28 protein-coding genes are annotated in these 25,802 nt (G+C 36.0%); 15 read left to right on the top strand and 13 right to left on the bottom strand.

Annotated elements, in window-relative coordinates; genetic code table 11:
- Window positions 1-702, top strand: coding sequence for a hypothetical protein (locus CS937_RS06390; protein WP_099157597.1), 702 nt, complete (start codon window positions 1-3; stop codon window positions 700-702).
- Between the two features lie 391 nt (window positions 703-1,093).
- Here CS937_RS06390 and CS937_RS06385 read toward each other — a convergent pair whose 3' ends face one another.
- The 3 genes from CS937_RS06385 to CS937_RS06375 all read right to left on the bottom strand — a co-directional run bounded on the left by CS937_RS06385 (window position 1,094) and on the right by CS937_RS06375 (window position 2,992).
- Window positions 1,094-1,228, bottom strand: coding sequence for a YfhE family protein (locus tag CS937_RS06385; protein WP_099157596.1), 135 nt, complete (start codon window positions 1,226-1,228; stop codon window positions 1,094-1,096).
- 60 nt (window positions 1,229-1,288) lie between these two features.
- Window positions 1,289-1,846, bottom strand: coding sequence for a GNAT family N-acetyltransferase (locus CS937_RS06380; RefSeq protein ID WP_099157595.1), 558 nt, complete (start codon window positions 1,844-1,846; stop codon window positions 1,289-1,291).
- Window positions 1,847-2,089: 243 nt separating this feature from the next.
- Window positions 2,090-2,992, bottom strand: a complete 903-nt coding sequence (locus CS937_RS06375) for a TIGR01777 family oxidoreductase (RefSeq protein ID WP_099157594.1) — start codon at window positions 2,990-2,992, stop codon at window positions 2,090-2,092.
- Between the two features lie 650 nt (window positions 2,993-3,642).
- On the opposite strand from CS937_RS06375, the gene recX reads away from it, so the two are divergent.
- Window positions 3,643-4,449, top strand: coding sequence for a recombination regulator RecX (gene recX / locus CS937_RS06370; protein WP_099157593.1), 807 nt, complete (start codon window positions 3,643-3,645; stop codon window positions 4,447-4,449).
- Between the two features lie 46 nt (window positions 4,450-4,495).
- On the opposite strand, the gene CS937_RS06365 is transcribed toward recX, so the two are convergent.
- The gene (locus CS937_RS06365; protein WP_099157592.1) at window positions 4,496-5,431 is read right to left on the bottom strand and encodes an NADP-dependent oxidoreductase; all 936 of its coding nucleotides are present in this window, start codon (window positions 5,429-5,431) and stop codon (window positions 4,496-4,498) included.
- A 50-nt stretch (window positions 5,432-5,481) separates the two neighbouring features.
- Complete coding sequence (locus CS937_RS06360) at window positions 5,482-6,141, bottom strand: SDR family NAD(P)-dependent oxidoreductase (protein ID WP_099157591.1); 660 nt, start codon at window positions 6,139-6,141, stop codon at window positions 5,482-5,484.
- Between the two features lie 101 nt (window positions 6,142-6,242).
- Between CS937_RS06360 and CS937_RS06355 the strand changes: the two genes are divergently transcribed.
- Window positions 6,243-6,575: a YfhH family protein gene (locus tag CS937_RS06355; RefSeq protein WP_099157590.1), complete on the top strand. Its 333-nt coding sequence runs from the start codon at window positions 6,243-6,245 to the stop codon at window positions 6,573-6,575.
- 26 nt (window positions 6,576-6,601) lie between these two features.
- Here the strand turns inward: CS937_RS06355 and CS937_RS06350 are convergent, their stop codons facing one another.
- Window positions 6,602-7,588 carry a metal-dependent hydrolase gene (locus tag CS937_RS06350; RefSeq protein ID WP_099157589.1) on the bottom strand — a complete coding sequence of 329 codons (987 nt, stop codon included), beginning with the start codon at window positions 7,586-7,588 and terminating at the stop codon, window positions 6,602-6,604.
- Between the two features lie 157 nt (window positions 7,589-7,745).
- Between CS937_RS06350 and mutY the strand changes: the two genes are divergently transcribed.
- Window positions 7,746-8,810 (top strand): A/G-specific adenine glycosylase, encoded by a 1,065-nt coding sequence (gene mutY, locus CS937_RS06345; protein WP_176555783.1) that lies wholly within the window; start codon window positions 7,746-7,748, stop codon window positions 8,808-8,810.
- Between the two features lie 42 nt (window positions 8,811-8,852).
- Here the strand turns inward: mutY and CS937_RS19400 are convergent, their stop codons facing one another.
- Entirely contained in the window at window positions 8,853-9,023 is a 171-nt protein-coding gene (locus tag CS937_RS19400; protein WP_176555768.1) for a hypothetical protein, read from the bottom strand.
- A gap of 172 nt (window positions 9,024-9,195) precedes the next feature.
- On the opposite strand from CS937_RS19400, the gene CS937_RS06340 reads away from it, so the two are divergent.
- From CS937_RS06340 to CS937_RS06330, 3 genes are all read left to right on the top strand, one after another.
- Window positions 9,196-9,366 (top strand): gamma-type small acid-soluble spore protein, encoded by a 171-nt coding sequence (locus CS937_RS06340; protein WP_099157587.1) that lies wholly within the window; start codon window positions 9,196-9,198, stop codon window positions 9,364-9,366.
- A gap of 177 nt (window positions 9,367-9,543) precedes the next feature.
- Complete coding sequence (ntdP, locus tag CS937_RS06335; protein WP_099157586.1) at window positions 9,544-10,071, top strand: nucleoside tri-diphosphate phosphatase; 528 nt, start codon at window positions 9,544-9,546, stop codon at window positions 10,069-10,071.
- Window positions 10,072-10,214: 143 nt separating this feature from the next.
- Window positions 10,215-11,981, top strand: coding sequence for an ABC transporter ATP-binding protein (locus tag CS937_RS06330; protein ID WP_099157585.1), 1,767 nt, complete (start codon window positions 10,215-10,217; stop codon window positions 11,979-11,981).
- A gap of 116 nt (window positions 11,982-12,097) precedes the next feature.
- On the opposite strand, the gene CS937_RS06325 is transcribed toward CS937_RS06330, so the two are convergent.
- The 5 genes from CS937_RS06325 to CS937_RS06305 form a co-directional block, all read right to left on the bottom strand.
- The gene (locus tag CS937_RS06325; RefSeq protein ID WP_099157584.1) at window positions 12,098-13,393 is read right to left on the bottom strand and encodes a glutamate-1-semialdehyde 2,1-aminomutase; all 1,296 of its coding nucleotides are present in this window, start codon (window positions 13,391-13,393) and stop codon (window positions 12,098-12,100) included.
- A gap of 41 nt (window positions 13,394-13,434) precedes the next feature.
- Window positions 13,435-15,351, bottom strand: coding sequence for an FtsX-like permease family protein (locus tag CS937_RS06320; RefSeq protein WP_099157583.1), 1,917 nt, complete (start codon window positions 15,349-15,351; stop codon window positions 13,435-13,437).
- Window positions 15,326-16,102 carry an ABC transporter ATP-binding protein gene (locus CS937_RS06315; protein ID WP_099157582.1) on the bottom strand — a complete coding sequence of 259 codons (777 nt, stop codon included), beginning with the start codon at window positions 16,100-16,102 and terminating at the stop codon, window positions 15,326-15,328. The genes CS937_RS06320 and CS937_RS06315 overlap by 26 nt, the downstream gene beginning before the upstream one ends.
- A gap of 134 nt (window positions 16,103-16,236) precedes the next feature.
- A complete protein-coding gene (locus CS937_RS06310; RefSeq protein WP_176555767.1) occupies window positions 16,237-17,253 on the bottom strand; it encodes a sensor histidine kinase in 1,017 nt (338 codons plus the stop codon).
- The gene (locus CS937_RS06305; RefSeq protein WP_099157580.1) at window positions 17,253-17,951 is read right to left on the bottom strand and encodes a response regulator transcription factor; all 699 of its coding nucleotides are present in this window, start codon (window positions 17,949-17,951) and stop codon (window positions 17,253-17,255) included. The genes CS937_RS06310 and CS937_RS06305 overlap by 1 nt, the downstream gene beginning before the upstream one ends.
- A 123-nt stretch (window positions 17,952-18,074) precedes the next feature.
- On the opposite strand from CS937_RS06305, the gene CS937_RS06300 reads away from it, so the two are divergent.
- The 7 genes from CS937_RS06300 to perR all read left to right on the top strand — a co-directional run bounded on the left by CS937_RS06300 (window position 18,075) and on the right by perR (window position 23,747).
- Window positions 18,075-18,512, top strand: coding sequence for a potassium channel family protein (locus CS937_RS06300; protein ID WP_099157579.1), 438 nt, complete (start codon window positions 18,075-18,077; stop codon window positions 18,510-18,512).
- Window positions 18,513-18,574: 62 nt separating this feature from the next.
- Window positions 18,575-19,042, top strand: a complete 468-nt coding sequence (bcp, locus tag CS937_RS06295) for a thioredoxin-dependent thiol peroxidase (protein WP_099157578.1) — start codon at window positions 18,575-18,577, stop codon at window positions 19,040-19,042.
- A 520-nt stretch (window positions 19,043-19,562) separates the two neighbouring features.
- Window positions 19,563-20,669 (top strand): aminopeptidase, encoded by a 1,107-nt coding sequence (locus CS937_RS06290; RefSeq protein WP_099157577.1) that lies wholly within the window; start codon window positions 19,563-19,565, stop codon window positions 20,667-20,669.
- A gap of 137 nt (window positions 20,670-20,806) precedes the next feature.
- Complete coding sequence (locus CS937_RS06285; RefSeq protein WP_176555766.1) at window positions 20,807-21,472, top strand: sugar transferase; 666 nt, start codon at window positions 20,807-20,809, stop codon at window positions 21,470-21,472.
- Window positions 21,473-21,550: 78 nt separating this feature from the next.
- Window positions 21,551-22,501 (top strand): D-2-hydroxyacid dehydrogenase, encoded by a 951-nt coding sequence (locus tag CS937_RS06280; protein ID WP_099157575.1) that lies wholly within the window; start codon window positions 21,551-21,553, stop codon window positions 22,499-22,501.
- 2 nt (window positions 22,502-22,503) lie between these two features.
- Window positions 22,504-23,061, top strand: a complete 558-nt coding sequence (locus CS937_RS06275; RefSeq protein ID WP_099157574.1) for a cob(I)yrinic acid a,c-diamide adenosyltransferase — start codon at window positions 22,504-22,506, stop codon at window positions 23,059-23,061.
- A gap of 236 nt (window positions 23,062-23,297) precedes the next feature.
- Window positions 23,298-23,747 (top strand): peroxide-responsive transcriptional repressor PerR, encoded by a 450-nt coding sequence (gene perR, locus CS937_RS06270; RefSeq protein ID WP_099157573.1) that lies wholly within the window; start codon window positions 23,298-23,300, stop codon window positions 23,745-23,747.
- Between the two features lie 292 nt (window positions 23,748-24,039).
- Here perR and CS937_RS06265 read toward each other — a convergent pair whose 3' ends face one another.
- The gene (locus CS937_RS06265; RefSeq protein WP_099157572.1) at window positions 24,040-24,432 is read right to left on the bottom strand and encodes a YgzB family protein; all 393 of its coding nucleotides are present in this window, start codon (window positions 24,430-24,432) and stop codon (window positions 24,040-24,042) included.
- Between the two features lie 129 nt (window positions 24,433-24,561).
- Here CS937_RS06265 and CS937_RS06260 point away from each other — a divergent pair, with 129 nt between their 5' ends.
- The gene (locus tag CS937_RS06260) at window positions 24,562-25,431 is read left to right on the top strand and encodes a nucleotidyltransferase-like protein (protein ID WP_099157571.1); all 870 of its coding nucleotides are present in this window, start codon (window positions 24,562-24,564) and stop codon (window positions 25,429-25,431) included.
- Window positions 25,432-25,802: the final 371 nt, after the last annotated feature.

Here is a 25,802-nt window from a genome sequence, read left to right as displayed (position 1 = left end):
ATGGGCAGACAAATAAAGGGGTTATTATACTTTTTTGTAACAGATATGAGACGCAGCTTTTTCATATTCTGGTCTATTTTATTGATCACAATGGTCATTACGATAATTGGCGGATATTTATTAATAAATGTTGAGGATGGTGCCATGTACTTTATGCCGTCATCAGCACTTTATATTTATTGTGCAATTTTTGGTTTTGTTTTAGTGAAAGAAGGAATTCCATTTTCGATAAAAATGGGAGCGACAAGAAAAAATCTTTATATGGCATTGGGGCTCTTTTTCTTTGGTCTGGCATTAGTAGAGTCAATTTTAGTAAGTACTGTACACTCGATAATTAAAGGGATAATAACGGCATTTAGTATTGACTCATATAACTTGGTCCATTCATCAATGATGATGACAGATACATGGTTAAACCGTGTAATCATCGACACTTCATTTATGTTTTTCTTATTATCAGGAATGTTCGTCATAGGGTTGCTATTTTATAAATATGGATTGTTAGGCGGTGGAAGTGTTGTTGGAATACTTGTAGTTTTGTTGCTGTTGGGATTAGCGAAAGGGTGGGTTTATACTTTTTTCATAAATATTTATCATTCATTAGATATGGCTCTATTTTATCAAATATTGTTAATAGGAATTGTATTGTATGGAGTTTCATGGTTTTTGTTACGAAGAATAACGATTGTAAACACAAATTAGTTTGTTTTAAGATATTTACATTAAAAAGAGATTGGAATTTAATTTCCCAAGCTCTTTTTAATGTAGATTATTTTTCGTATAACTCCATCGTTTTTTTCAAGATGCTGGATTTCCTAATGTATATTATAAATATTGGTGTAAGAGGAATTACAATTAGCCAATTGAAGATCGATAAAAATTGGATAGGCTCAACTTGATACTATACACATAGTTATACACAATGAAGGTGACCATTTCACAATGTTTTCGTTTATTATCCACATAATCCACAGGGGAATGATGAGTTATTCACAATCCGACTGTGAATAAACAGCATTGCTATAACGCGTTTTATAATACTTATTAACATTAATGACTTTACCTGTGGATACATAAAAAAAGAAACCGCGTATTAACGTCGGTTTCCCTTTTGACTTAATTCGTTATAAATTCTATCCGCATGCTTGAATTCTCGCTGATAGAAAACTTCCTGCGTTTTTGATAGGAACTTCTCTGGCTTGTGATCGTGTTTTGGATTTTTCTTCATAGAAAGCCTCCTCACTTTTACGTGTAGGCTTCCCTGTATTATAGAAAATATACAGTTTGCTTATGAAACTTCTTCATCAGTTGCAACAGCTTCAACTTGAGCAAATTGATGATATGACATAAACTGCTCTTTTGAAATAACAAAAAGATCGTACATATCGCCTTGCGGATTTATGGATTTATACACTTCGGGATAAACTGTGTTGCCTAATGCTGCATAAGGTAATTTCAGTACTGCTTTCAATGAACGTATATTTGTTTTTCGAACCTTCATAAAGATTGCCTCAATTTGATACGTAAAAAATAATTCCTCGAAAAATAACTCTTTCGCTAGCTTGTTATATCCTTTTCCGAAATAAGGCTGGCCAATCCATGTAGCCAAAAACCCAGAATTACCTTGGATATCGAATAGATTGATGGTACCAATTGGTTGGCTATATTCATCTAAAATTGTTCTTGATATAAGCTCTCCATTCTCTTCAGCTTCTATCGTTTGTTTTGTGATGAAATAAAATTGATCACTCGTCTTTGCTTTATGCCTGACATAAGGGAATACATCTGGGTGTAATAACAATTCAAATAGAACCGGCACCTCGTGTAAATCGCGTGTTTTCAGCATAAAAAATACCCTCCTTAGTTAGGTGGGTATTTCTACAGAAAAAGAGTTCAGTCCCACCCACGAATTTTTAGTTAGCGTTCAACAAAAATTCGGGGTGGGAATCGAACCCACTAGGACCAGTTTATCACTGGTGGCGCACCATTTGCCTTCCCTATTCAATTCTGTCTTTATCCAGTTTGATACTATTATTTTACACAGATATTTATAAAAAAGAAATAACTTTTTTTATATGAATTTTGACAATTAATGCCTAGATTTTTTTGCTGTAATTTGTCTCAAGGATTCCTCTAAATAAGGATATGCAAACTGATAATTATTGCTCTCTGCTTTTCTTGGTAAGACATATTGTCCTTTTGTTATTAAATGGCTCATTTCCCCAATTGTCGTACGAATAATGGGGGAAGGAGCAGGTAACCAATACGGTCGCTTCAACACTTTTGCTAATGTTTTTGTGAATTCTTTATTTCGGCTAGGATTCGGTGAGGTGATGTTCACGGGACCTACCATATTTTCATTAAATAAGCAGAATAGAATCATTTGAACAACATCCTCGATATGCACCCATGAAATCCACTGTTCACCATTACCAATCTTACCTCCAGCGAACATTTTTACCGGGAGACTCATATACGGAAGTGCACCGTCTTCACCCAAAATAACACCGAAACGAGTGAAAATGGTACGGATGCCCATATTTGTGGCCTGATTCGCTGTCTTTTCCCATTTGACGACAACACGGGCTAAAAAATCATCACCTGGTTTTATTGTATCTTCAGTGAATATTAAATCCTTAGATGTACCGTAATATCCAACTGCAGAACCACTAATAAATGTTGTTGGTTTTGGATCCATTTGCTTCATAAAATCAATAACAGTTTGCGTTGTTTCAATTCTGCTAGATAAAATAGTTGCTTTTTTCTTCTTGGACCAATAGCCAAATAGTGAATCACCTGCAAGGTTAATGACTTTGTGGATAACAGGTAGTGTGTTCATGTCGTATTTATAACTTATGAAGGTTGTTGAATTAGTGTTTGTGTGTTTGTCAGGGGATCGTGTAAGTATGTAAACATGATGGTTTTGTTTCGTTAATTCATTAGTCAAATGCTTGCCAACAAAGCCGGTCCCACCAGTTATTAAAACGTTCAAAACGTTCACTCCTCTCCGATTCTTTTCTATATAGATAAGTATGGTTTAATTATATGTTTATATGAACGACGTGGCTAGGAATTTAACTTTGAATTGTGACGAGCGAATATCGAGCGTGCAGTACCAGGAGCTGAGCGCGCAATAAGAAGGAAGTATCGCGCATTACCGGGAGCTGAGCGCGCAATAAGAAGTAGAATCGCGCATTACCGGGAGCTAGCGCGCAATAAGAAGTAGTATCGCGCATTACCAGGATCAGAGCGCGCAATAAGAAGGAAGAATCGCGCATTACCAGGATCAGAGCGCGCAATAAGAAGGAAGTATCGTGCAGTACCAGGAGCTAGCGCGCAATAAGAAGGAAGAATCGCGCATTACCAGAAGCTGAGCGCGCAATAAGAAGTAGAATCGCGCAATACCGGGAGCTGAGCGCGCAATAAGAAGTAGAATCGCGCAATACCGGGAACAGAGCGCGCAATAAGAAATAGTATCGCGCAACACCAGGATCTAATCGTGCAAAAAACAAGAATAATCGTGCAACACCATAGTATGAACGTGCGATCATAATCAAAAATCACATTAAAAATACCGATTCTTACGGGTGCTCCGGACAATTTTTTCATGTTATCATTGTCTTAAGGGAAAGGGGTGAGAACATGAAGAAAATTACCCGGATCACCACACAGAAAAAACGTAAGAATCGTTTTAATATCTTTTTGGACGATGGACAAGGTGAAGCTTATGGCTTTAGTGTGGACGAAGCGGTATTAATTGAGTATAAGCTCCGAAAAGGACTTGAATTGGACGATTCCATGATCCGCACACTTGTCCAAAAAGATAACTTACATAAGTCTTATACCCTTGCAATAAACTTTTTAAGCTACCGAATGCGAACAATTAAAGAAATAAATGATTATTTAGTAAAAAAAGAAGTCGAACCAGAACATATCACTAAAATCATCGAACGATTAATTAACGAAAAATTACTGGATGATAAAATGTTTGCCAATGCTTTTGTGCAGACGAGAATACACACAACTAGCAAAGGGCCGATGCTTGTAAAAAAAGAGCTCATAGACAAGGGCGTTTCAGCAACGATTGCCTCAGATGCCATTCAGCAATATACGTATGAAATCCAATATGAAAAGGCACAAAAATGGGTAAGTAAAAAACTAAATTCCAACAATAAACACTCATTTCGTAAACAAATTCAACAATTGCAAGTAACTTTAGTACAAAAAGGATTTGCAAAGGATGTCATTAAAGAAGTAGTAGCCGATGTTCAGGATGTAAAAGATGATGATGTGGAATGGGAAGCGCTTGTCCATCAAGGAGAAAAAATTTTAAGGAAGCATCAAACGAAATTTGAAGGATATGCGTTACATCTTAAAATAAAAGAAGCATTGTTTCGCAAAGGATTCACCATAGAATTGATCAATAAATTTTTAGATGAAAAATTGTGAGATATAGATAAAAAGGACTTGCCTTGATAAGAGCAAGTCCTAACAGCTACTTGATTTTTATTACAATTTTCCCCTTAGCATGATGGGTTTCACTTAATTTATGAGCTTCTTGTAATCCTTCTTCACTAAAAGAGAAAGTATGTCCAATTACAGGATTTAAGTCACCTTTGTCCATTAATTTGCCTAGTTCAGCTAGTTGTTTTCCATCTGGTTCTAACCAATGAAATCCGGCTTTAACATTTTTTTCTTTTGCTAGTGTCTCATTGGGTGGTGCAACAATAGAAACTAACTTTCCACCTTGTTTTAACACGTTAAAGCTTTTTTCTTGGACCTCACCACCAAGTGTATCCAAAACAATATCAAAATCTTGGAGGACATTTTCAAAATCCTCTTCTCGATAATTTATAAATTTATCTACTCCAAGCTTCGTAAGCAAATCTTTATTTTTTTCACTTGCTGTCGATGCAACATAGGCACCAAAACGCTTTGCTATTTGAATAGCAAAACTGCCAACACCACCGGAACCAGCATGAATTAACACATTATCACCAGGTTTTAATTCCGAAAAATCGACTAGACATTGCCATGCGGTTAATCCAGCGAGAGGTACGGCTGCTGCATCGTAAAAGCTACTATTTTCAGGTATTTTTGCCAACAAGTTTTCGTCTACTGCTGCATATTCTGCATACGTTCCGTTTGGGGTTGTAGCTGGTCTAGCAAATACACGATCACCAACTTGGAATCCGGTAACGTCTGAACCGATTTCCTTGATTACACCTGCAGCATCCCAACCTAAGATAATTGGAAATTCAAATGGTAAATTCTCTTTAAGATAGCCTTCACGCAATTTCCAATCAATTGGGTTTATGGATGTTCCATGCAATTCGACTAATACTTGATTGGTTTTTATCTCAGGTATTGGAACTTCTTTTTCTGTTAAAAGGTTAGCTGAACCATATTTTTCAATAACAACGGCTTTCATTTTAACCCTACTTTCTTCTTTTAATAATCATAGTATCCCTTATGAAGGTTTTATCTATCAACCAAAATTTCTTTACGACCATCATCTTCATTATATATTTGTTCTGCCACAATTTCCGGACTTTTTAATCTGGATGTATCTGTTACATGTGTGGAGTTGTCCCAAAAGGGGGTGTTCATTCCGCCCATATATACAGCGGTAATGGATAAAGGCTCATTTTCCCATTCCTTTTGCAAGCTCTCAGTAAACCCTCTTACAGCAAATTTACTTGCACAATAGATGGATTCGTTCACCTTTCCCCGTAATCCAGCAGTCGAAATAATTGTTAAAATGCGCCCTTTACTTTCTCGAATTAACGGTAAAGCAGATTGTACAGTTAGAATAGTACCTTTAATATTTGTATCGAGTGTTCCTTCAATATCTTCAACAGAATAATTTTCTACCGAACCAAATATGCCAATACCAGCATTATTTATAAATACATCCAATTCTCCTATTTTTTGAAAGGCAATACTAACAGATGCTGGTTCACGTACATCACATAAAACAACCTCAGCCTTTCCTCCATTCTTTAAAATTTCATTTTGAACAATATGTAGTTTTGTATCGTTTCGGCCTAATAGATATACATTAAATCCATTATTTGCATATTTAAGTGCAAGGGCTTTGCCCAATCCACTTCCTGCGCCGGTTATTGCAGCATTTTGCATAAAAATCCCCTCTATCAAACAAGTTTTAGTGATACTTTTCATTTCCATTGTCTTAAACTATTGATAAAATGTAAAATGAAAGGTAAGGGGAGTGTGAATGAATGGATTATCGCTACAGTGACTATACAGTCGAGCAATTACGGCAAGAAGTTGGACGTTTAAAAGAAAAAGCACAAAAAGCTGAGCAACTGGGAAATATCAGTGAAGTAGCAATCAATGAACGTAAAATGCAGGTTGCGATGGCATATATGTTAAACCCAGAGGATTTTCAAGCAAATGATACACACCAATTGAACGGGGACCCTGGACATACTTTTAAAATAAATTATATTAATGGGGTTTTTGCATGGGGACACCGGATAAATCTTTTGGATGAGACTTATGAGAAAGAAGAGGCAATTCCAATATCGTTATTAGGAGATAAAGTAAAATAACAAAAGCGAGGCATCTACCTCGCTTTTTAAATTGGGCTGTCACTAACAAGTAGTTTGTTTTGCAGCTTTTGTTCGGAAAATATCCAACCCGTATAGGAGCTCATAATACGCATGTTATCATCAATATGAACAACTGCTACAAATGGATAATGTCCCTTTGAACGGTAACGCAAGTCAATGAAGCGTACCTCAGTGAAATCATCATAATCATTTATCTCCCATCGGTAAACGGGGGAAAATGATAGAAATGCAGACACGTTGTGATCCTCTTTCGCCAAATTAATTAGTGGTGAATCAGGTAACGGGATTTTTTCAAATTCATCAACAATTTGAATGTGTCCGTTCTCTACCGAACCTACGTAAAACATGGTATCAGTAGTAATAGCAACCCGCCATTCATTCTGTTTAATCGTAGGCGATGTTGCAATTTTTTCTGTAGTTGGGTAGTAGTCATGTATCTTTTTGACAATTTCTCTTTTATCAATATAACGTTTGATATAATATAATAAAATCACCGAGTAAATGATTAACCATGTGTAACCAGGAGTTGCACCAAGTATCCATGCGATAATACCGGCAACATGCAGACTAAAAATAAATGGATCGAACGTGTTAATAAACCCGTGAGCTACCCACTTATCGGTGAAAGGACGATATGCTTGTGTACCATAGGCGTTGAATATATCAACAAGTACATGAATAATAACGGCCAAAAACGTCCATGCCCATAGATGTAAATAGTCTATGTGCGGTACAAATGCATGAATAACCGATGAAACGGCAATGCCCCACATTAAAACGGCAGGAACAGAGTGTGTCACACCGCGATGATTACGTATATAGACAGCATTATTTTTAAATTTTAATATCGTATCAAAATCGGGCGCTTGAGAACCCACTATTGTACCAACTAAGACCGCGTTGAAAAGAGTTGGATCGCTATTTACTGCAGGATCTAATGTTGCCAACCCCCCAAGTGCAATTCCCATGACGACATGGGTACCTGTATCCATAATGAAAGGTCCTCCTTCGACAATGCTTCGTGCTGTACAGAACTGAAAAAAATTTATTAGTTAATTGAGTCAAAAGAGTTAATCGTTGCTAGAATTAGTGTTGGATTGGTTATATGTTTTGACTCGATTATTGTAACATAAAGGATGGGAAAGATTGATTGAAAACAAATTACAAAATGTTGACATTTATCAATTTCAACAAGAATTACTGAATTGGTACTATACAAATAAACGTGATCTCCCGTGGAGGAAGGATCAGGATCCTTATAAAATTTGGGTATCTGAAATTATGCTTCAACAAACAAAAGTTGATACCGTTATTCCTTATTTCCACCGATTTATTACAAAATTTCCCACACTTCACGATTTAGCTGAAGCAGATCAGCAGGATGTTTTAAAAGCATGGGAGGGTCTAGGTTACTATTCCCGTGCACGTAATTTACAAAACGCAGTAAGGGAAGTTGTTGCAACATACGGTGGTGAGGTGCCATCTACACCGAAGGAATTAGGTGCATTAAAGGGAGTTGGTCCATACACAAAAGGTGCGATTCTTTCCATCGCATACAACCAACCTGAACCTGCAGTAGACGGAAATGTTATGCGTGTACTAGCAAGAATATTAAAAATTGAAGAAGATATAGCAAAGCCTAGTGCTAAAAAGCTTTTTGAAAACTATGTGCACGGGCTTATATCACATGAAGATCCTTCTTCATTTAATCAAGGAATTATGGAATTAGGCGCACTTGTCTGTACACCCCAAACACCCATGTGTATGTTTTGTCCAGTCCAACAGCATTGCCAAGCTTTTGCTGAAGGAATAGAGAAGGAACTGCCAATAAAATCAAAAGCGAAAAAGCAAAAGACAATTCCTTATGTTGCATTACTAATTAAAAATGATAAAAACCAATATGTGATTGAAAAGCGTTCGGAAAATGGTCTTTTAGCAAATTTATGGCAATTCCCTATGGTACCAATTGATGAAATTGGATTTGACCACCTTGAAAACTGGTTGTTTAATGAATATGGCGTAAAAATTGCCTTAGGGTCTCAAAAAGGAAAACTAAAACATGTTTTTTCTCATTTAATTTGGCAACTTGAAATATATCAGGCAAAAACCACGCAATGTCAAACAACAGATGAACGGTTAAAGTTTGTTGAACGTGAGGAATTGGAGTCGTATCCATTTCCCGTGTCTCATCAAAAAATGATGAAGTATATATGACCTAGTTTAAGGCTTATCACATATTAAGTGTGTGGGCCTTTTCTAATTTCTATTTTTCATTTCTTCATTGATTTCCTGTAATATTGTAAGTCCTTCTGCATTAACGTATGGTAAAAGCTGTGATAATGCATGCTGAAAATATGCAAGCTCGTTATCATTCCATTGAGTTTTACTCATCATTGTTAACTCAGTAAAATCACGGCCCTTATTCATAATCAGAAACCTCTCTTCTTTGATATCAGAGTACTTGTCCTCATAATTTATGTAATTTCACTTTTTTTATTCCTTATTTACATTATATTCCATTAAAAGATAATTTTAACTCAATATATTTTGGATAACTTTTATTGAGATGGAGAAATTAATTATTGCGGAGGTGATAATGATGGCTAAAAAACCTAACAAAACAACTTCTGGTACAAATGTTCAGCATGTAAAACAGCAAAACCAACAAGCAGCTCAAGGCCAAGGTCAATTTGGTACTGAATTTGCATCTGAAACAAACGCACAAGAAGTAAGAAAGCAAAATCAAAAATCTCAGCAAAATAAGAAATAAAAAAATCTACCCCGATTTTCAACAAGAAGAGTTTCCTGCCAAGGAAGCTCTTCTTGTATTTTTATTGAATCTAGTACTTGTTGATGACGTAATACTTTATATTTAGTTTTATTGTAGTTATAATAATATATAGAAAATGTAGCAAATAAAACTAAAATAAAGTGAAAGGAAGATAGCATGGCTGGTCCTAAAACAGGTTCAAAAATTCAAATTCACAGCTATAAACATGATGGACATTTGCACCGAGTATGGGATAACAGCCTAGTTTTGAAGGGTACAGAATCCATTGTAATTAGTGCTAATGACAAAACGTTAGTTACAGAAAGTGATGGGAGAACATGGGTTACACGAGAACCTGCAATTAGTTTTTTCCACGCTCGATATTGGTTTAATATAATTGGTATGTTGCGGGATGATGGTATTTATTATTATTGTAATATAAGTTCTCCGTTTGTCTATGATTATGAAGCGTTAAAATATATTGATTATGACTTAGATGTAAAAGTATATCCAGACATGACATATGATCTGTTGGATGAAGATGAATATGAAGAACACAAACTTAAAATGAATTACCCAGATGTATTGGATCGTATTCTACATAATAATATAGAGTATTTGTTACGATGGGTACGACAACGAAAAGGGCCATTTGCTCCAGACTTTGTCGATCAGTGGTATGAGAGGTATTTGACATATCGGTAGTTTTTTATCTAAACAAAATGTAATAAGTACGTAATAGTGGTTATTCTATAAATACTGATTGAAATTAATAACGTGATTATTATCCTTGTTACATAATGTAGCAAGGCTTTTCTATTCACATCTTAAATGAGGTAGATAGGTTTATGAGTAGTATTAAACAATACATGCAGTTTGTTAAACCATATAAATGGAAAATTTTATGGACTGTGCTAATAGGAATTGTAAAGTTTGCAATTCCATTATTATTACCGTTAATTTTAAAATATGTTATTGATAATATCATTGGTGCAGAAGATATGACCCAGTCAGCTAAAATCAGCGAACTATTGTGGATCATGGGCGGAGCTTTTGTTGTTTTTCTTATATTACGTCCGCCAATTGAATATATTCGACAATATTTAGCACAATGGGTAGGGAATAAAATCCTTTATGACATACGTGATAGACTATTTGATCACATTCAGAGGCTTAGCTTGAGATTCTATTCTCAGACAAAAACCGGCGAAATTATTTCCCGGGTAATACATGATGTCGAACAAACGAAAACATTTGTTATAACTGGGTTAATGAATATTTGGTTGGATATGATTACAATCCTTATTGCGATTGTTATTATGCTAACGATGGATGTATGGTTGACAATTGTTGCTATAATTCTCTTTCCATTATACGGATTTTCCGTAAAATACTTTTATGCAAAATTACGTCGATTAACGCGTGATCGTTCCCAGTCATTAGCTGAAGTACAAGGTCATTTGCATGAACGAGTTCAAGGGATGCCTGTAACAAGAAGTTTTGCATTAGAAGATTATGAACAAAAGCAATTTAACACACGAAATGTTAACTTTTTAAATCGTGCAATTGAACATACGGATTGGAACGCAAAAACGTTTGCAGTTACGAATACAATAACAGATTTAGCGCCTTTATTAGTCATTGCCTTTGCCGGATATCAAGTAATTAGCGGAAATTTAACGATGGGTACGATGGTTGCCTTTGTCGGATATATGGAACGTGTTTATAGTCCGTTACGTCGTTTAGTGAATTCATCAACAGTATTAACACAATCTATTGCATCGATTGACAGAGTGTTTGAATTTTTGAATGAAAAATATGATATTGTCGATAAGAAAAACGCGAAGAAATTAGACCGAGTTAACGGCTCTGTCGATATTGAGAATGTTTCATTTAAATATGATACGGAAGAAGCAGATGTCTTAAAAGATGTATCATTACATGTTAAAAAGGGAGAAACAATTGCTTTTGTAGGAATGAGCGGGGGAGGGAAATCGACTCTGATTAGTTTAATTCCAAGGTTCTATGATGTCATTAGTGGTTCTATTAAAGTTGATGGCGATGATATACGGGATGTTCAGGTACGCTCATTACGTGATAACATTGGTATGGTCTTACAGGATAATACATTATTTTCGGAGTCCATCGCCATGAATATACGAATGGGAAACCCAGAGGCAACGGACGAAGAAGTAATTGCTGCAGCACAAGCCGCCAATGCACATGGATTTATTAAAGAACTACCACAAGGCTATGATACATTGGTGGGTGAAAGAGGAGTTAAATTATCCGGTGGGCAAAAGCAACGTATTGCAATAGCCCGTGTATTTTTGAAAAATCCACCAATCCTTATTTTTGATGAAGCAACATCAGCGCTTGATTTAGAAAGCGAGCACACCATACAGGAAGCGGTTGAAAAATTGGCATCTGACCGTACAACATTTATCGTCGCACACCGTTTAGCGACAATTACGCATGCAGATCGCATTGTTGTTATTGAAAATGGCGAAATTAGTGAAATTGGTTCACATGAAGAACTGATGATGAAACAAGGTAGCTACTACGATTTGTATCAAGTACAGAATTTGGATAAACCAGAGCATATAGGCACATAATGTTTTAAAAAACTCCCCTTTAGTGGGAGTTTTTATCATCTCGAGAGCAGAAACATCATCTCGAGCTCCCCCCCAAAAAAAAAGCACCCCCAAAAGGAGGAGTGCTTCGCATAAATTTATTTTTCAGCCATTGTAGCAAATGCATGACCAATAGCTTCAATCGTTTGATCAATGTCTGCTTCAGTATGCTCGGTTGTTAAAAACCATGCTTCGTATTTGGATGGTGCCAAATTAATACCTTGATTCAACATTAGCTTAAAGAACGTAGCAAATGCTTCCCCGTCACTTGCTTCAGCTTGATCATAATTAGTAATTTCGCCATCGCCAAAATAAACAGTTAATGCTCCACACAGTCTATTTACGGAAATCGGAATTCCTGTCTTAGAAGCTTTATCTAAAATCCCTGCCTCTAATCGTTCACCTAATTGATCTAATTTTTCATAAACCCCATCTTGCTTTAACACTTCTAAACAAGCGATTCCTGCTGCCATAGATGCTGGATTTCCAGCCATAGTCCCTGCTTGATATGCCGGTCCAAGTGGTGCGACTTGTTCCATAATATCCTGACGTCCACCGTAAGCACCGATCGGTAGACCGCCACCAATGATTTTCCCCATTGCGGTCATATCTGGTTCAATGCCATAAACCTGCTGTGCACTGCCATATGTAAATCGAAAAGCTGTAATTACTTCATCATAAATGACTAATGCCCCAGCGCTATGAGTCCTATCATTTACCGCTTGTAAAAATCCTTCGTGTGGCTCAACGATACCAAAGTTACCAACGATTGGTTCGACTAGAACAGCAGCAATTTGATCACCCCAGTGATTCATTGCCTCATTAAATGCATTAAGGTCGTTGAAAGGTACCGTAATGACATCCTCTGCAACCGCTTTTGGAATCCCTGCTGAATCAGGTGTACCAAGTGTCGCAGGTCCAGATCCAGCTTGTACTAAAACTGCATCAAAATGACCATGGTAGCAACCGGCAAATTTGATTACTTTGGTTCGTCCAGTATATGCACGCGCCACACGAACAGTTGTCATAACAGCTTCTGTTCCAGAATTAACAAAACGAACTTTTTCAAGAGAAGGAATTGCTGATTTCAGCATTTTAGCAAATTTATTTTCTAAACTTGTCGGTGTTCCGTATAAAGTACCATTTGTTGCAGCATAGGAAATCGCCTCAGCAATATGTGGATGTGCATGTCCTGTAATAATTGGACCATATGCTGCCAAATAATCGATATACTTGTTCCCGTCGACATCCCAAAAGTAGGCGCCTTTCCCATGTTCCATATAGACGGGTGCACCGCCTCCTACAGCCTTATACGCCCGTGATGGGGAGTTGACCCCACCAACTATATGTTCAAGTGCTTCTCCATGTAACCTTTCAGACTTTGTGAAATCCATATTATAAGTTGCCTCCTGAAGTAAATAAAATTGTGCTTATTCTACATAACCTTTTTTAATTTAGCTGTATACACATTTCGAATGAAAATAAAGTTCATAAGATGGATAACAAAAAAGACTGATACACTCATCACACTAGGTAATATCACCGATGAAGCAATCATGTTTTGTAGTGCTTTAAAGGCAAAGCTAGCATGAACGACAGCCACAATAAATGGAATAAAGAATAAAAATCCAAGCTGTCTCGTAGCAATTTTTTTCATTTCCTTATCTGTAATTCCTATCCGATATATGGAATGATAATGGTGTAAATCCTTATCCATATCCTGGTACATTCGAAAATATAATATCGATCCAGCGGCTAAAAAGAATAGCACACTAATAAATATACCAAAAAAGAACAGATAAGACAGTCCTTCCTTCATTCGAAGATAATATTCGGGCTGTGAATCTGGATATGCTATCTCTCTGTCTACATTAGCAAAAATCTGTTCAATGTCATCTGCATGAGTTTTCCATTTAGGAATCTCCATCGCATAATTATAATAAACTTCATTAGAAGCAGCAGACTGGACGAATTGCTTAAATATGCTATCGGAAACAACTATATCAAATGTAGTATATATGTTTTGATTAAGCTCTAATTTAGCAACTTTTGTATGAAGGGTGGCAGATTCATTTTTAGACTTAATCGTAAGCTTCTTTGGTGGTTTGTTGTCATCAGGTAAGGCGAATTCCTGTTTTGAAATGACCATTTCGCCATCATCTATCTCAAAGGAAACGTTACGTCCATGGAGATTGGCGATAGCTTTATAATCAGAATACGAATAAATTTGTGCCCATACCAAATTCCAATTTTCATTTTCACTCTGCATCTGTGCTTGTGTTGTTCGAATCAGATTTGATTGGAACGCTATATCCTTTTCTTTAAATGAAGATTCGACAAAATTGATTTCTTTTTCTAGTTTATCTATTTTGCTATTTCCTTTACTTATAAGTGTTGCATCTTGTGGAACAAAGCGCTTGGCTTCAGCTTCAACACCTTGGAATAATCCATAAAGCACCCCAGACGATGTAAGTGCCACTGCACTTAATATAGTTACAATAAACAAAATTCTGGCATTATCTTTTAATTTATGGGATAAGTCAGAAATGGTAAGTAAATTTAGTTTATGAAGATAAAATCGCTTCTTCCGTTTTAAAAGGGCTATAAAAGCAATGCTAAATTGAGAAAAAAGAAAATAAGTACCTGGAATTACTAAAATTAAAATTGGAAGCATGTATAAGAAAATCGTGACCACAGTCGAAATATAAGCAAGGTAATACCCCGCTCCAATCAAACCAATGGCTAATAAACTAAGTATCCATGAAAATTTCGGAGTCTTTTTTGGTCCTTTTGCTCCACGGAAGACTTCCATAATGGAGTTCGTTCGCAATGTCCAGACAACCGCTAACGAATTCACTTCAAACATAATAAAAAATAATAGTGAAGTTATCCCAATGGCTTTTAACGATAAATAAAAAGGTAAAATTTGATCCAGTCCGAGAATCTGAGAGAAAATCATTAAAAACAATTTTGTTAATAACGCACCTAGTAATAACCCTGCAACAATTGATGTGATACCGATAATCGTATTTTCCAAAATAAGCATGCGATTGAGCTGTGATTTACTAATTCCAAGTGTAGTCAATAATCCGTATTGTTTTTTACGTGATTTGATAAATGATCCAGTAGAAAACAAAACAAATAAAAAAGAGAATCCATATATGATGGCTTCTGTTAGGAGAATTCCGCGCTGGACAACGTCACGAAATTCAGCATTTTGAATATCGGGATGAAAAACGATGACCGCATACATAAAGAAGACCGTTACTGCGAACATACAGCTTAGAAAATAACTTAAATATTGCCTTGTATTTCGTTTAACATTGTTAAATGCGAATTGTTTGAAAGTCATCCATATTTCCTCCCAATAGTGATTGCACATTTAAAATGTCTTGAAAGAAGCTTTGACGATTGTCGCCACGATGGATTTCATTAAACAACTTTCCATCTTTTATAAAAATAACCCGGCCACAAAAACTGGCAGCAAATGGGTCGTGTGTAACCATAACGGTCGTTGTCTCATGTGTCTGTTGTAGGGTGCCGAGTGATTCCATAACCTGTAAAGAGGCTTTAGAATCTAAGTTTCCTGTTGGTTCATCCGCAAAAATAACCGTTGGATCGTGAATTATAGCACGAGCAATTGCCGCACGCTGCATTTGCCCACCAGAGACCTCATACGTACGCTTGTTAATGATCGTATCAATTCCGAGCTGCTTTGTAACTATAACTAACTTTTTCTCCATTACTTTTACTTTTTCCCCTTGAAGTGTTAAGGGAAGTAAGATATTTTCACCAATTGTTAGCGTATCTAATAAATTATAATCTTGAAAAATAAATCCCATTTCCTTGCGACGGAATTTTGCCAATTTATTTTTCGACAAAGATGTAATTGTTTCATCATTAATCTTAACTTTTCCAGATGTGGGGTTATCTATTGTGGATAGAAGGTTAAGCAGCGTTGTTTTACCACTTCCTGATGGACCCATTATTCCAAGGAATTCTCCCTTTTCAACGGTCAATTGAAATTGGTGTAAGGCTTTGTGTTGAATTCCGTTCTTACTCCCGTATATTTTTGTTAAATTTTCAGCTACTAAAACTGACATTGCATTTCCTCCTAGGACCGTGTCTCTAATGTTATTCTGCCTTAAGTCTATCTTATTATAGCAATTTTACCTATCGCCTTATCTTTCAAACGAAAAAAGAAACCTTACATCTTTGTAAGGTTTATAAAACAAGCTTATTTATTTATAGTGTTTACAAATGTAATCGTCACTGTGGTTCCGCTATCCTTCTCTGAAGAAATTCTGATTTCATGACCAAGTGCGTTACAGATTTCTTTTGATAAGTACAATCCCATTCCAGTTGATTCTCGGAACGTTCGGCCATTTAATCCTGTGAAAAATGGATCAAAAACTCGTTTGAGATCTTGTGATGGGATTCCGTGGCCATTGTCACGGACATGGAATTGTAATTGTTTGCCTTCCATGTTGGCATAAAAATATATTTTTCCTGAACCTTCTGTAGAATACTTAATAGCATTGGAAATTAATTGATTTAGGACAAATCGAAACCATTTCGGATCTGTAGCCACAGTGATGCTCTCATTAACCGATAACTCAGGAAATACGTTGTTTCGGATAAAACTTGATTTGAATTCTTTGATCGATTCCTTGACCATACTTTTAAGCGAAATTTTTTGTACATGAAAGTCTCGTTCAAATTTTTGCAGACGTGATTGGTATAGTGCTAAGTCCAAGCCCTGTTGAAGTCGTTCGATTTCCTCTTGCATATTGTGGATAAAATGCTCGGGTAAATTCATTTTCTCTTTTTGCATGGTTAGATACATAACCGATACTGGAGTTTTCATTTGATGGACCCATTGCTGAATGAAGTTAAATTCCATTTGTTTTTGCTGTTCAAGCAATTCGATTTGTTCGTGAAAATAATTATATTGTAGGTCATGTTGATTTTTAACATTTTCCAATAGAAGATTTGGAGCATCTGGAAACCAAGAATGATCAGTTTCTTGGGACTGGTTATAAAAGGTTGAATAGAAATCCTTAAATTTGTAATAACGAAATCCAAGAAATACTAGTAGAAAACAGGTAGGCAAGAGAAATAAATAAAATATCATTCCTTTGCTCATTGGATTTCCTTGACTGGCGATCGCCAATTGAATAGTTATGATGATCAGAATGCATTGTGAGTAAAAAAACAGGATAAAAGGAAGGCTGTCCTTTAGAAAATTTTTCATCACGTACCACTCCATGTATTAACCATTTTATATCCAGCACCGCGAACAGTTTGAATACTGTTTTCGATTCCAATATCTTCGAGTTTTTTCCGCAATCTCGTAATATTAACGGATAATGTGTTATCATCCACAAAATGCTCATCATCCCATAACAACTCAAGAAGATGGGTTCTCGATAATACTTGATTTATTTGATCAGTGAATGCCTTTAAAAGAACAAATTCATTCTTTGTTAGCACCGCCACTTCTTCCTTATACTTAACTTCCATAGCAGTTAAATATAAAACGAAACCATCTATTTCAATAAAGTCAGCCTGTTTCGTTACAGCATATTCGCCATAAATACGACGCATAATGCCCTTTATCTTTGCTTGAACAACATCGAAGTTGAATGGTTTAGTAATATAATCATCACCGCCATTTTCAATAGCCATCACCTGATCCATTCCAGAATCACGAGCTGAGATGAAGATAATAGGGCAATTTGAAATGCTGCGAATTTGGCGGCACCAATAAAATCCATCATATCTTGGTAAATTAATATCCATTAAAACAAGGTGCGGATTAAGCTGTTTAAATTCATCAATAATAGTGTCAAAAGCATTTACAATCGTAACGGTGTATTCGTATCTTTCCAAATAATCCTTAAGTAAACCAGCGATTTTAGGATCGTCCTCAACTAAATAAATCTGTTTCATAAAAAAACAGCTCCTTAACTAATCATAATCCTATCCTATAATAATGAGGCTAAAAAATAAATGACAAGCTTACCATCGTACAAGCATATACATATTGAAAGGATTAGAGATTGAAGGGATATCATGTCTATTTTTTCATGGATAATACTTGTAGCTATATGTGTTGTGATTATCATAAGTGTAATTGGTTTTATTCGCGGAGGAAAACTACATTTTCAGGTTGAAATGAGAGAAAGTCGATTTTCTGCTGAAATTTTTTATACGTTGCTTATCTTATATAGTGTAGTCATTATTGGATTTGGGCTCATTTATTTTATATTGTCGTTTCACCATATTATGTTAGTGGAGCACGGTGAATTAAGGGAAGTTAGTGTACTTGGTTCCATTATTCACTCTTTTTATTTTAGTGGCGTAACGCTTTTAACTATAGGTTATGGCGATGTAACCCCAATTGGAATAGGACGATTTATCGCGCTTATCGAGGCGTTAATCGGTTATGTTCTACCGACTGCATTTGTGCTAAAACTGGTACAAAATACGCAAAGTAGAAGTGATGATTAGCCGGCTACTCCATATTTTTGTTATAGTTAGCATATCAGAACATTTTGTATGGAGGTTTTAATATGACAGTTGAAGTTGGAAAAAAAGCACCAGAATTTACATTACCGAACCAATCAGGTAATCAAGTAAGCTTGGCTGATTTTAAGGGAAAGCATATTGTGCTTTATTTTTATCCAAAAGACATGACACCAGGCTGTACGACTGAAGCATGTGATTTTCGTGACCAGTATGAAAGTTTTGCTGAACTTGATGCGGTTATTATTGGGGTAAGTCCTGATCCGATCGATCGCCATCAAAAATTTATCGATAAACATGATCTGCCATTTTTGTTATTAGCTGACGAGGATCATAAGGTTGCAGAAGACTATGGTGTATGGAAGTTGAAGAAAAACTTTGGTAAAGAATATTATGGAATAGAGCGCTCAACATTTATTATTGATAAAGATGGAAATCTACAACAAGAATTTCGTAAAGTAAAAGTAAAAGGGCATGTCGAAGAAGCATTAACGTATATACGAGAAAATCTATAGGTTGAATCGAGGCAGCCTATTATATAAGACTCTTTTCGTGAATTTTGCTGCTTTTAACCTCGTAGTTTCCGTGAAATGCGACATAGATTGAAATTATAGTTAGACTGCCGTTCCGGAAATACATTTCGCTTTCCGCGGGCTCGCGATGAGCCTCCTCGTGAGAAAACCACTCACTGCGGGGTCTCATCGTCTTCGCTTTCCCGCAGGAGTCTCCGTGTATTTCCTCCACTGGTTTGTGCTTTATATCCTCATTTGATTTAATGAGGAATTGAAAGATTATAATATCTTACTAGCAGCCCGTATACACGGAGACTCCTGGGGAGATGAGGCATCGGTGAGACCCCGGAGTGCGTCAGCACGAGGAGGCTCATCAGCCGCCCCTGGAAAGCGGAGTGTATACGGGCTGCGGGGCAAAGGGCATCCAAAAATAACACACCACTTATGTCGCATTTTATGTTTTTTGTATCAAAAACAACAATCTTTTAGAATAGAGTCTTCCTAAAAAGGAGGAGTTCTACGGGTGCATGATCCACGTTTAGAAAAATTAGCATATCAATTGCTAACACATTCATTAGCTATGAAAGAAAATGAAAAAGTACTTATTTCAAGCAGCACGAATGCAAAGCCACTAATCAAAGAGTTAATTAAAGCAGCATATGACCTTAAAGTACTACCCTATGTTGATCTTAATGATGATGAAATGAATCGACTTATCGTTGCCGGCGCTAAAAAAGAACAGGTTCATATCATGAATAAATGGAACTTACATAAATATCAAGATATCGATGCATTTGTACAAATTGTCGCAGAAGAAAATGATGCAGAATTTATTGATGTACCTCAAGAGCAATTTCGTATGGCAGGTAAGGAGATGAAATCGTCACAAGACTTTTTGGTAGATAAGCGGAAATGGGTCTTACTCAATTATCCAACTAAAGGATTTGCACAAAAAGCAAGAATGAGCTATGACCAATTTTATGATTATTTTATTGACGTATGTACCATTGATTATCCAAAAATGGAAAAAGCTCAGGTCGCGCTTAAAGAATTAATGGATAAAACAGATAAGGTACATATTACAGGTGAAGGAACCGATTTATCATTCTCTATTAAAGATATTCCGGCTGTTATATGTGCAGGAAAATACAATATTCCAGATGGTGAAGTCTATACTGCACCAGTAAAGCAAAGTGTCAGTGGCACAATCAAATTCAATACACCATGTTCGTATCAAGGTAATGTGTTTCATAATGTGGAATTAACATTTAAAAATGGCAAAATTATTGATGCAACCGCTGACAAACAAGAACAACTTAACAAAATTTTAGATACAGATGAAGGTGCTCGTTATGTTGGAGAGTTTGCGATTGGATTAAATCCTAACATTATCGAACCAATGGGGGACATTCTGTTTGATGAAAAAATTGCAGGAAGTTTGCACTTCACACCAGGTGCAGCTTACGATGATGCGGACAATGGTAATGATTCTGCTGTGCATTGGGATATGGTGTTGATTCAGCGTCATGAATACGGTGGTGGCAAAATATATTTTGATGATGAATTGATTCGTGATAATGGAATTTTTGTGGTGGATGCGTTGAAGCAGTTGAATCCAGAGAATTTGTAAACATTGAAATGAATACGAGATGAAAACCTTCCTATCTGCTGTAGGAAGGTTTTTTGTTATATCATGTTAACTTTAAGAATAGAATGTAATAAACTATGGACGTGCACCGGAAATTTCATAGAATGGGAGTGATGGAGATGGAAGTGCAGCAAAATATAAGGGTTAAAGCAGACCTTCGTAAGCGTGGTATAACATATTTCATAGCAAAGCGAATTATAGATATTGTCATCAGTACTCTATTACTAGTTTTTCTTATACCGTTTCTATTGGTAATTAGTTTCATCATCTACAAAAGAGAGGGGGGACCAATTCTATTTAAAGAGGCTTGTATTGGTAAAAACAATCGCCCATTTATTTTATGGAAGTTTCGTACAACGACTATTCCTTCTAAGGTAATCCGCGCATTTCCGCCACATCCGTTTCCAAATTCATGGTCGGAAGGTGTTCCGAATGAATTTGTATATCGAAACAACAGCCCTGCAAGTATGACAAAAACCGGAATTTGGTTAAAAAAATATCGTATTGATATGATTCCCGAATTAATTAACGTACTAAAAGGTGATATGAGCTTGGTTGGACCACAACCAGAAACGCCTGAAATAGCTTACCGTTATAAAGGTAAACAAATAGATCGTCTAAACATGAGACCAGGTATAACCGGCTACGCTCAGGTTAATGGGAAGTCAAATAATAATCACCATGGACAGAAAATTGCCTATGATCTTTACTATATTAAAAACTGCTCGTTACAATTTGATTTAAAAATTTTTACCAAAGCAATTTCACGACTATTTATAAACTAACAATCTTTTTGTGTTCAACAAACGAATGAATGTGTACTATAGTATATATAGTATGAATTTGTAAGGGGGCGCAGAAGATTGACGATTCTTTTTACTGCAAAACTATCGACTAAACATCAGGAAAATCTAACGCAACGTTTTCCAGACCAATCCTTTATTTTTTGCGAAAATATGGACGAGGCAGAAAGTCATTTATCAGATGTAAAAGTCCTGGTATCGTATGGTGAAGATATAACGGATGACATCATAAATCAAACAACCAAGTTAAAGTGGATTATGGTTTTATCAGCAGGAATGGACCAAATGCCATTTGAAACAATTAACCAGAGAAACATTCTCGTGACAAATTCACGAGGAATACACAAAATCCCAATGTCTGAGTATGCAATTTCCATGCTGCTTCAAGTATATCGGAATAGTAAACAAATGATTGAAAATGAAGCAAATAATCATTGGGATCGGACAGTGAAAATCCAGGAAATTACTGGAAAAACAATGCTAGTAGTCGGTACAGGTGCTATTGGACAAGAAGTAGCACGTTTAGCGAAAGCGTTTCAGATGAAAACAATTGGGATTTCTAAAAGTGGTCGCGCAATTGAACATTTTGATGAGAACTACACGAACGATAAATTGGAAAACGTGTTACCTCAAGTTGATTTTGTAGTTTCTGTTCTACCGAGTACACAAGAAACAACATATTTTTATACGTATAAACATTTTGAGTTGCTGCCAAGTCATGCAGTATTTCTTAATATGGGCCGTGGGAACGCTGTGAAAAGTGAAGATCTTTTAAAAGCAGTTCAACAAGGAGAAATTTCCCATGCTGTGTTAGACGTTTTTGAAGAGGAGCCATTATCAAAAGATAGTGTATTTTGGCAGGAAGAAAATATTACAGTGACACCGCACTTATCTGGAAAGTCGCGTTATTACGTAACACGGGCATTAGAGATTTTCGATAAAAACCTGCATACATTTATTAATGGAAATACCGATTTTATTAATAAAATTGACGTTACTAGGGGGTATTGACAATGCGAATTTATACAAGATCAGGGGATAAAGGAACAACATCATTGATTTATGGAAAACGTGTACCAAAAAATGATTTACGAGTAGAGGCTTACGGTACTTGTGATGAAGCGAATTCAATGATTGGTCTTGCATTAAGCTTTTTGGAAAACGAAGAGTGGGAGGAAAAAGAAGCATTTTTAAAAACGATGCACTGTATCCAAACAATTCTTTTCCATGTGGGTGCTGAACTCGCTACCCCTAGTGATAAGGAAGTAACGTGGAAGCTAAAAAAAGAGTATATTCAAGAGCTTGAAGATCAAATTGATGAATGGGATAAAAACCTACAACCATTGAAAAATTTTATTTTACCGTCAGGACATAGTACCTCAAGTGCATTACACACGGCACGTACAGTAACTAGACGTGCCGAACGTACAGCAGTTGGTTTGGGTGAAGATGCAGTGAACCCACTTGTTGTGTCCTACCTTAATCGACTATCTGACTTTTTATTCGTAGCAGCACGGTATGTGAACCAAAGCTTGGGTGGTGAAGAAATACCATTACAGGCTGATGTATAACTAAATAAGCAAAGGCAGCACGTTTTAAATAGAAACGTACTGCTTTTTTTGTTAATTATAAAATTGGAATAGGGAAAGGCCGGAAGCAAATACTAAACTAAATTAATAGTTATAATAATTATTGTTACGAAATATACTTATATTGACAGGACACGGTTCAAACAGGTACACTATTTATAAAGATTACAATCTAATAATATTGTTAGAATTGAAATATAAGAAGGAAAGTGGGGTGCATGACGGTGTCTGAACAAAAGTTACGTGAAGCGATTGATACGTTAAAAGAATCAGGGGTACGAATTACACCACAACGTCATGCGGTTCTTGAATATCTTCTGAATTCCATGATTCATCCAACAGCTGACGAAATTTATAAAGCGTTAGAGAGTAAATTCCCTAATATGAGTGTTGCCACAGTTTATAACAACTTGCGTGTCTTAAAGGAAATTGGACTTGTTCGTGAATTAACATATGGTGATTCGTCAAGCAGGTTTGATTATAATACGACAAAGCATTATCACATTATTTGTGAGGAATGTGGCAAAATAGTTGATTTCCACTATCCAAGCCTGGACGAAGTGGAATCACTTGCTGAGCAGGTGACAGGATTTGAAGTTAGTCATCACCGAATGGAAATATATGGTAAGTGCGACAGTTGTAAAAATATCGAAACACAAAAGCACTAATATTATTAACTAAAACGCAAGCCCTCATATAAAGACATGTGTGGACTGCATACAAGTAACACGGCTGGTTTGGTGTTGCTGCGTTTTTAATCGAACATTTCTTTCGAGGAGATAAAGGAAACGCGATGAGTGTAGTAAATCGTTGTTGAATTATCGTACGGATGCCTCTAGATGCAGTAGCTGTACGTAGTCTGCTCTGTTGATTACTTCATAGGGCGAAAAATTTTACTTTCATTAAAAAATCCAGATGCTGTAAATGTAGCAGCATCTGGATTTTTTAATGATGGTGATTTTATTTCTTATTGTTTTTTTGTTTCTCTTTAAGTTCTTTTCTATAATGTCTACTATTATATCTTTCATCAAATTCTTTGCCTTCTAAATCCTTATCAAGTGTTAGAGTTTGCTTACAGTGCATACAAGCATCAACGCGTCCAAGCATTTTCGTTGGCTTTTCACAATTTGGACAAATGATGGGGACAGCCTTTGTTGAAAGCATGCCGATCCAAAAGTAAACAACACAGCTAAACACAATAAGTAGAATACCTAAAACGAAAAAGGTCGCCATTAACCATGGTATCTTTTTCGTCAAAATACCACCGTACATTAAAAGGAATCCAGCAAAGATTAAAAACAAGGCAAAGGAACGGATTTTATTTATTTTACTCGAATAAACTAATTGTGCCATGTGTTTCCTCCTTATCTATTACATTTGCTAGTATAGCATATTAGAATGAAATTTTCGTTCTAAAAAGGATTTCGTAGATGTATGTCGAAATATAATATAGTATACAAGGTTATTGGAGGAATTCGTAACATGGAAGATTTATTGAGGCCCATTTACCAAGAACGAGCAAGTGATGCTAATACATTAGGTGTATTACTGATTGAAAAAATGAGACCAAACAGTCCAATTACAGATAATTTTGATGTGATATTACTTATTATAGTAGAAAAATCGGATATATCATGGCATGTGAAGCATTATGAATTTGACGATAAAATAGCTGCTATGCATATTGTTACAAATGATTTATTAAGAAAATGGATTGATACAAGCGGTTATCGAAAGGCAATTGCATGGCTAACGTATGGTAAAGTTATTTTCGACCGTAATGAATATATAGCTAACTTTAAAGAGCAAATACGTGACTTTCCACATGATAAACGAAATTTAAGGAAAGCAATTGAATTCGGTAAATTAGTCAAAAGCTACAGTGAAGTGAAGGATCTTTATGAATCATCTCAATATAAAGATGCATACAGCAGGATTGTTAATTCCCTACATTACTTAGCACGTTTAGCTGTAATCGAAAAGGGATATCATCCTGAAGTAACGGTCTGGAATCAGGTGCGCCAAATAGATCCAGAAGTATATAAACTATATGATGAACTTATTCAAAGCGATGAAGAGATAGATAAACGTGTTAAGTTAATGATCTTGGCTACTGACTTTGTAATAAGCAACCGGGCAAAAGTATCTGCGAAACATTTGCTGGATGTATTAAAGGAAAGAGATGGGTCTTGGTCCTATAGTGAGTTAAAGGATCATCCGACGGTAAAGCCATACGCTCTCGATCTTACTGCGATGCTTGCATACTTGGTTGAAAAGAGTATTGTTCAAACTGAACGAGTGGAGACAAAAGGTGTGGGTGTTTATCAAAGGAAATATAGGGTGGAAGCATAGTATATTTCATAGGTTCACATTTTGTGGGTAACTTGCATAGGGTTTAATGTACGTTTAATATGAGGGGGGATGTTTCCCTCTTCTAGTTATCTTTTAATTATTTAGTACACAATTATAACTAGCGCATGAAACAGTTTATCCAATAACTGGATAATAATTAATTGTAAAATAACATTGACTTTATATTTTAACCATGGTAAAGTTACTTCTGTCGCCAAGAAACAGCAAGTCATGCGACAAGATGGATTTAAAAAAATATCAAATTAGTTGTTGACATAAAGTTCCCAACATGATATGATATTAAAGTCGCCAAATTGAGTGGCGCAAAATAAATTTGCTCTTTGAAAACTGAACAAAACAACCAGTATGTC

Source organism: Virgibacillus ndiopensis, assembly GCF_900187325.1.
In the GTDB taxonomy this organism is placed as follows: Bacteria; Bacillota; Bacilli; order Bacillales; family Amphibacillaceae; genus Virgibacillus_E; species Virgibacillus_E ndiopensis.
The sequence above is the reverse complement of the archived record's forward strand: the minus strand, read 5'-3'. Positions and strand labels throughout refer to the sequence as shown.

What these genes read in the sequence shown, in the direction of transcription:
- CS937_RS06390 (WP_099157597.1), top strand. Translation starts at nt 1, where the DNA reads ATGGGCAGACAAATAAAGGGGTTATTATACTTTTTTGTAACAGATATG.
- CS937_RS06385 (WP_099157596.1), bottom strand. Translation starts at nt 1,228, where the DNA reads ATGAAGAAAAATCCAAAACACGATCACAAGCCAGAGAAGTTCCTATCA.
- CS937_RS06380 (WP_099157595.1), bottom strand. Translation starts at nt 1,846, where the DNA reads ATGCTGAAAACACGCGATTTACACGAGGTGCCGGTTCTATTTGAATTG.
- recX (WP_099157593.1), top strand. Translation starts at nt 3,643, where the DNA reads ATGAAGAAAATTACCCGGATCACCACACAGAAAAAACGTAAGAATCGT.
- CS937_RS06365 (WP_099157592.1), bottom strand. Translation starts at nt 5,431, where the DNA reads ATGAAAGCCGTTGTTATTGAAAAATATGGTTCAGCTAACCTTTTAACA.
- CS937_RS06360 (WP_099157591.1), bottom strand. Translation starts at nt 6,141, where the DNA reads ATGCAAAATGCTGCAATAACCGGCGCAGGAAGTGGATTGGGCAAAGCC.
- CS937_RS06355 (WP_099157590.1), top strand. Translation starts at nt 6,243, where the DNA reads ATGGATTATCGCTACAGTGACTATACAGTCGAGCAATTACGGCAAGAA.
- CS937_RS06350 (WP_099157589.1), bottom strand. Translation starts at nt 7,588, where the DNA reads ATGGATACAGGTACCCATGTCGTCATGGGAATTGCACTTGGGGGGTTG.
- CS937_RS19400 (WP_176555768.1), bottom strand. Translation starts at nt 9,023, where the DNA reads ATGAATAAGGGCCGTGATTTTACTGAGTTAACAATGATGAGTAAAACT.
- CS937_RS06340 (WP_099157587.1), top strand. Translation starts at nt 9,196, where the DNA reads ATGGCTAAAAAACCTAACAAAACAACTTCTGGTACAAATGTTCAGCAT.
- ntdP (WP_099157586.1), top strand. Translation starts at nt 9,544, where the DNA reads ATGGCTGGTCCTAAAACAGGTTCAAAAATTCAAATTCACAGCTATAAA.
- CS937_RS06330 (WP_099157585.1), top strand. Translation starts at nt 10,215, where the DNA reads ATGAGTAGTATTAAACAATACATGCAGTTTGTTAAACCATATAAATGG.
- CS937_RS06325 (WP_099157584.1), bottom strand. Translation starts at nt 13,393, where the DNA reads ATGGATTTCACAAAGTCTGAAAGGTTACATGGAGAAGCACTTGAACAT.
- CS937_RS06320 (WP_099157583.1), bottom strand. Translation starts at nt 15,351, where the DNA reads ATGACTTTCAAACAATTCGCATTTAACAATGTTAAACGAAATACAAGG.
- CS937_RS06315 (WP_099157582.1), bottom strand. Translation starts at nt 16,102, where the DNA reads ATGTCAGTTTTAGTAGCTGAAAATTTAACAAAAATATACGGGAGTAAG.
- CS937_RS06310 (WP_176555767.1), bottom strand. Translation starts at nt 17,253, where the DNA reads ATGAAAAATTTTCTAAAGGACAGCCTTCCTTTTATCCTGTTTTTTTAC.
- CS937_RS06305 (WP_099157580.1), bottom strand. Translation starts at nt 17,951, where the DNA reads ATGAAACAGATTTATTTAGTTGAGGACGATCCTAAAATCGCTGGTTTA.
- CS937_RS06300 (WP_099157579.1), top strand. Translation starts at nt 18,075, where the DNA reads ATGTCTATTTTTTCATGGATAATACTTGTAGCTATATGTGTTGTGATT.
- bcp (WP_099157578.1), top strand. Translation starts at nt 18,575, where the DNA reads ATGACAGTTGAAGTTGGAAAAAAAGCACCAGAATTTACATTACCGAAC.
- CS937_RS06285 (WP_176555766.1), top strand. Translation starts at nt 20,807, where the DNA reads ATGGAAGTGCAGCAAAATATAAGGGTTAAAGCAGACCTTCGTAAGCGT.
- CS937_RS06275 (WP_099157574.1), top strand. Translation starts at nt 22,504, where the DNA reads ATGCGAATTTATACAAGATCAGGGGATAAAGGAACAACATCATTGATT.
- perR (WP_099157573.1), top strand. Translation starts at nt 23,298, where the DNA reads ATGACGGTGTCTGAACAAAAGTTACGTGAAGCGATTGATACGTTAAAA.
- CS937_RS06265 (WP_099157572.1), bottom strand. Translation starts at nt 24,432, where the DNA reads ATGGCACAATTAGTTTATTCGAGTAAAATAAATAAAATCCGTTCCTTT.
- CS937_RS06260 (WP_099157571.1), top strand. Translation starts at nt 24,562, where the DNA reads ATGGAAGATTTATTGAGGCCCATTTACCAAGAACGAGCAAGTGATGCT.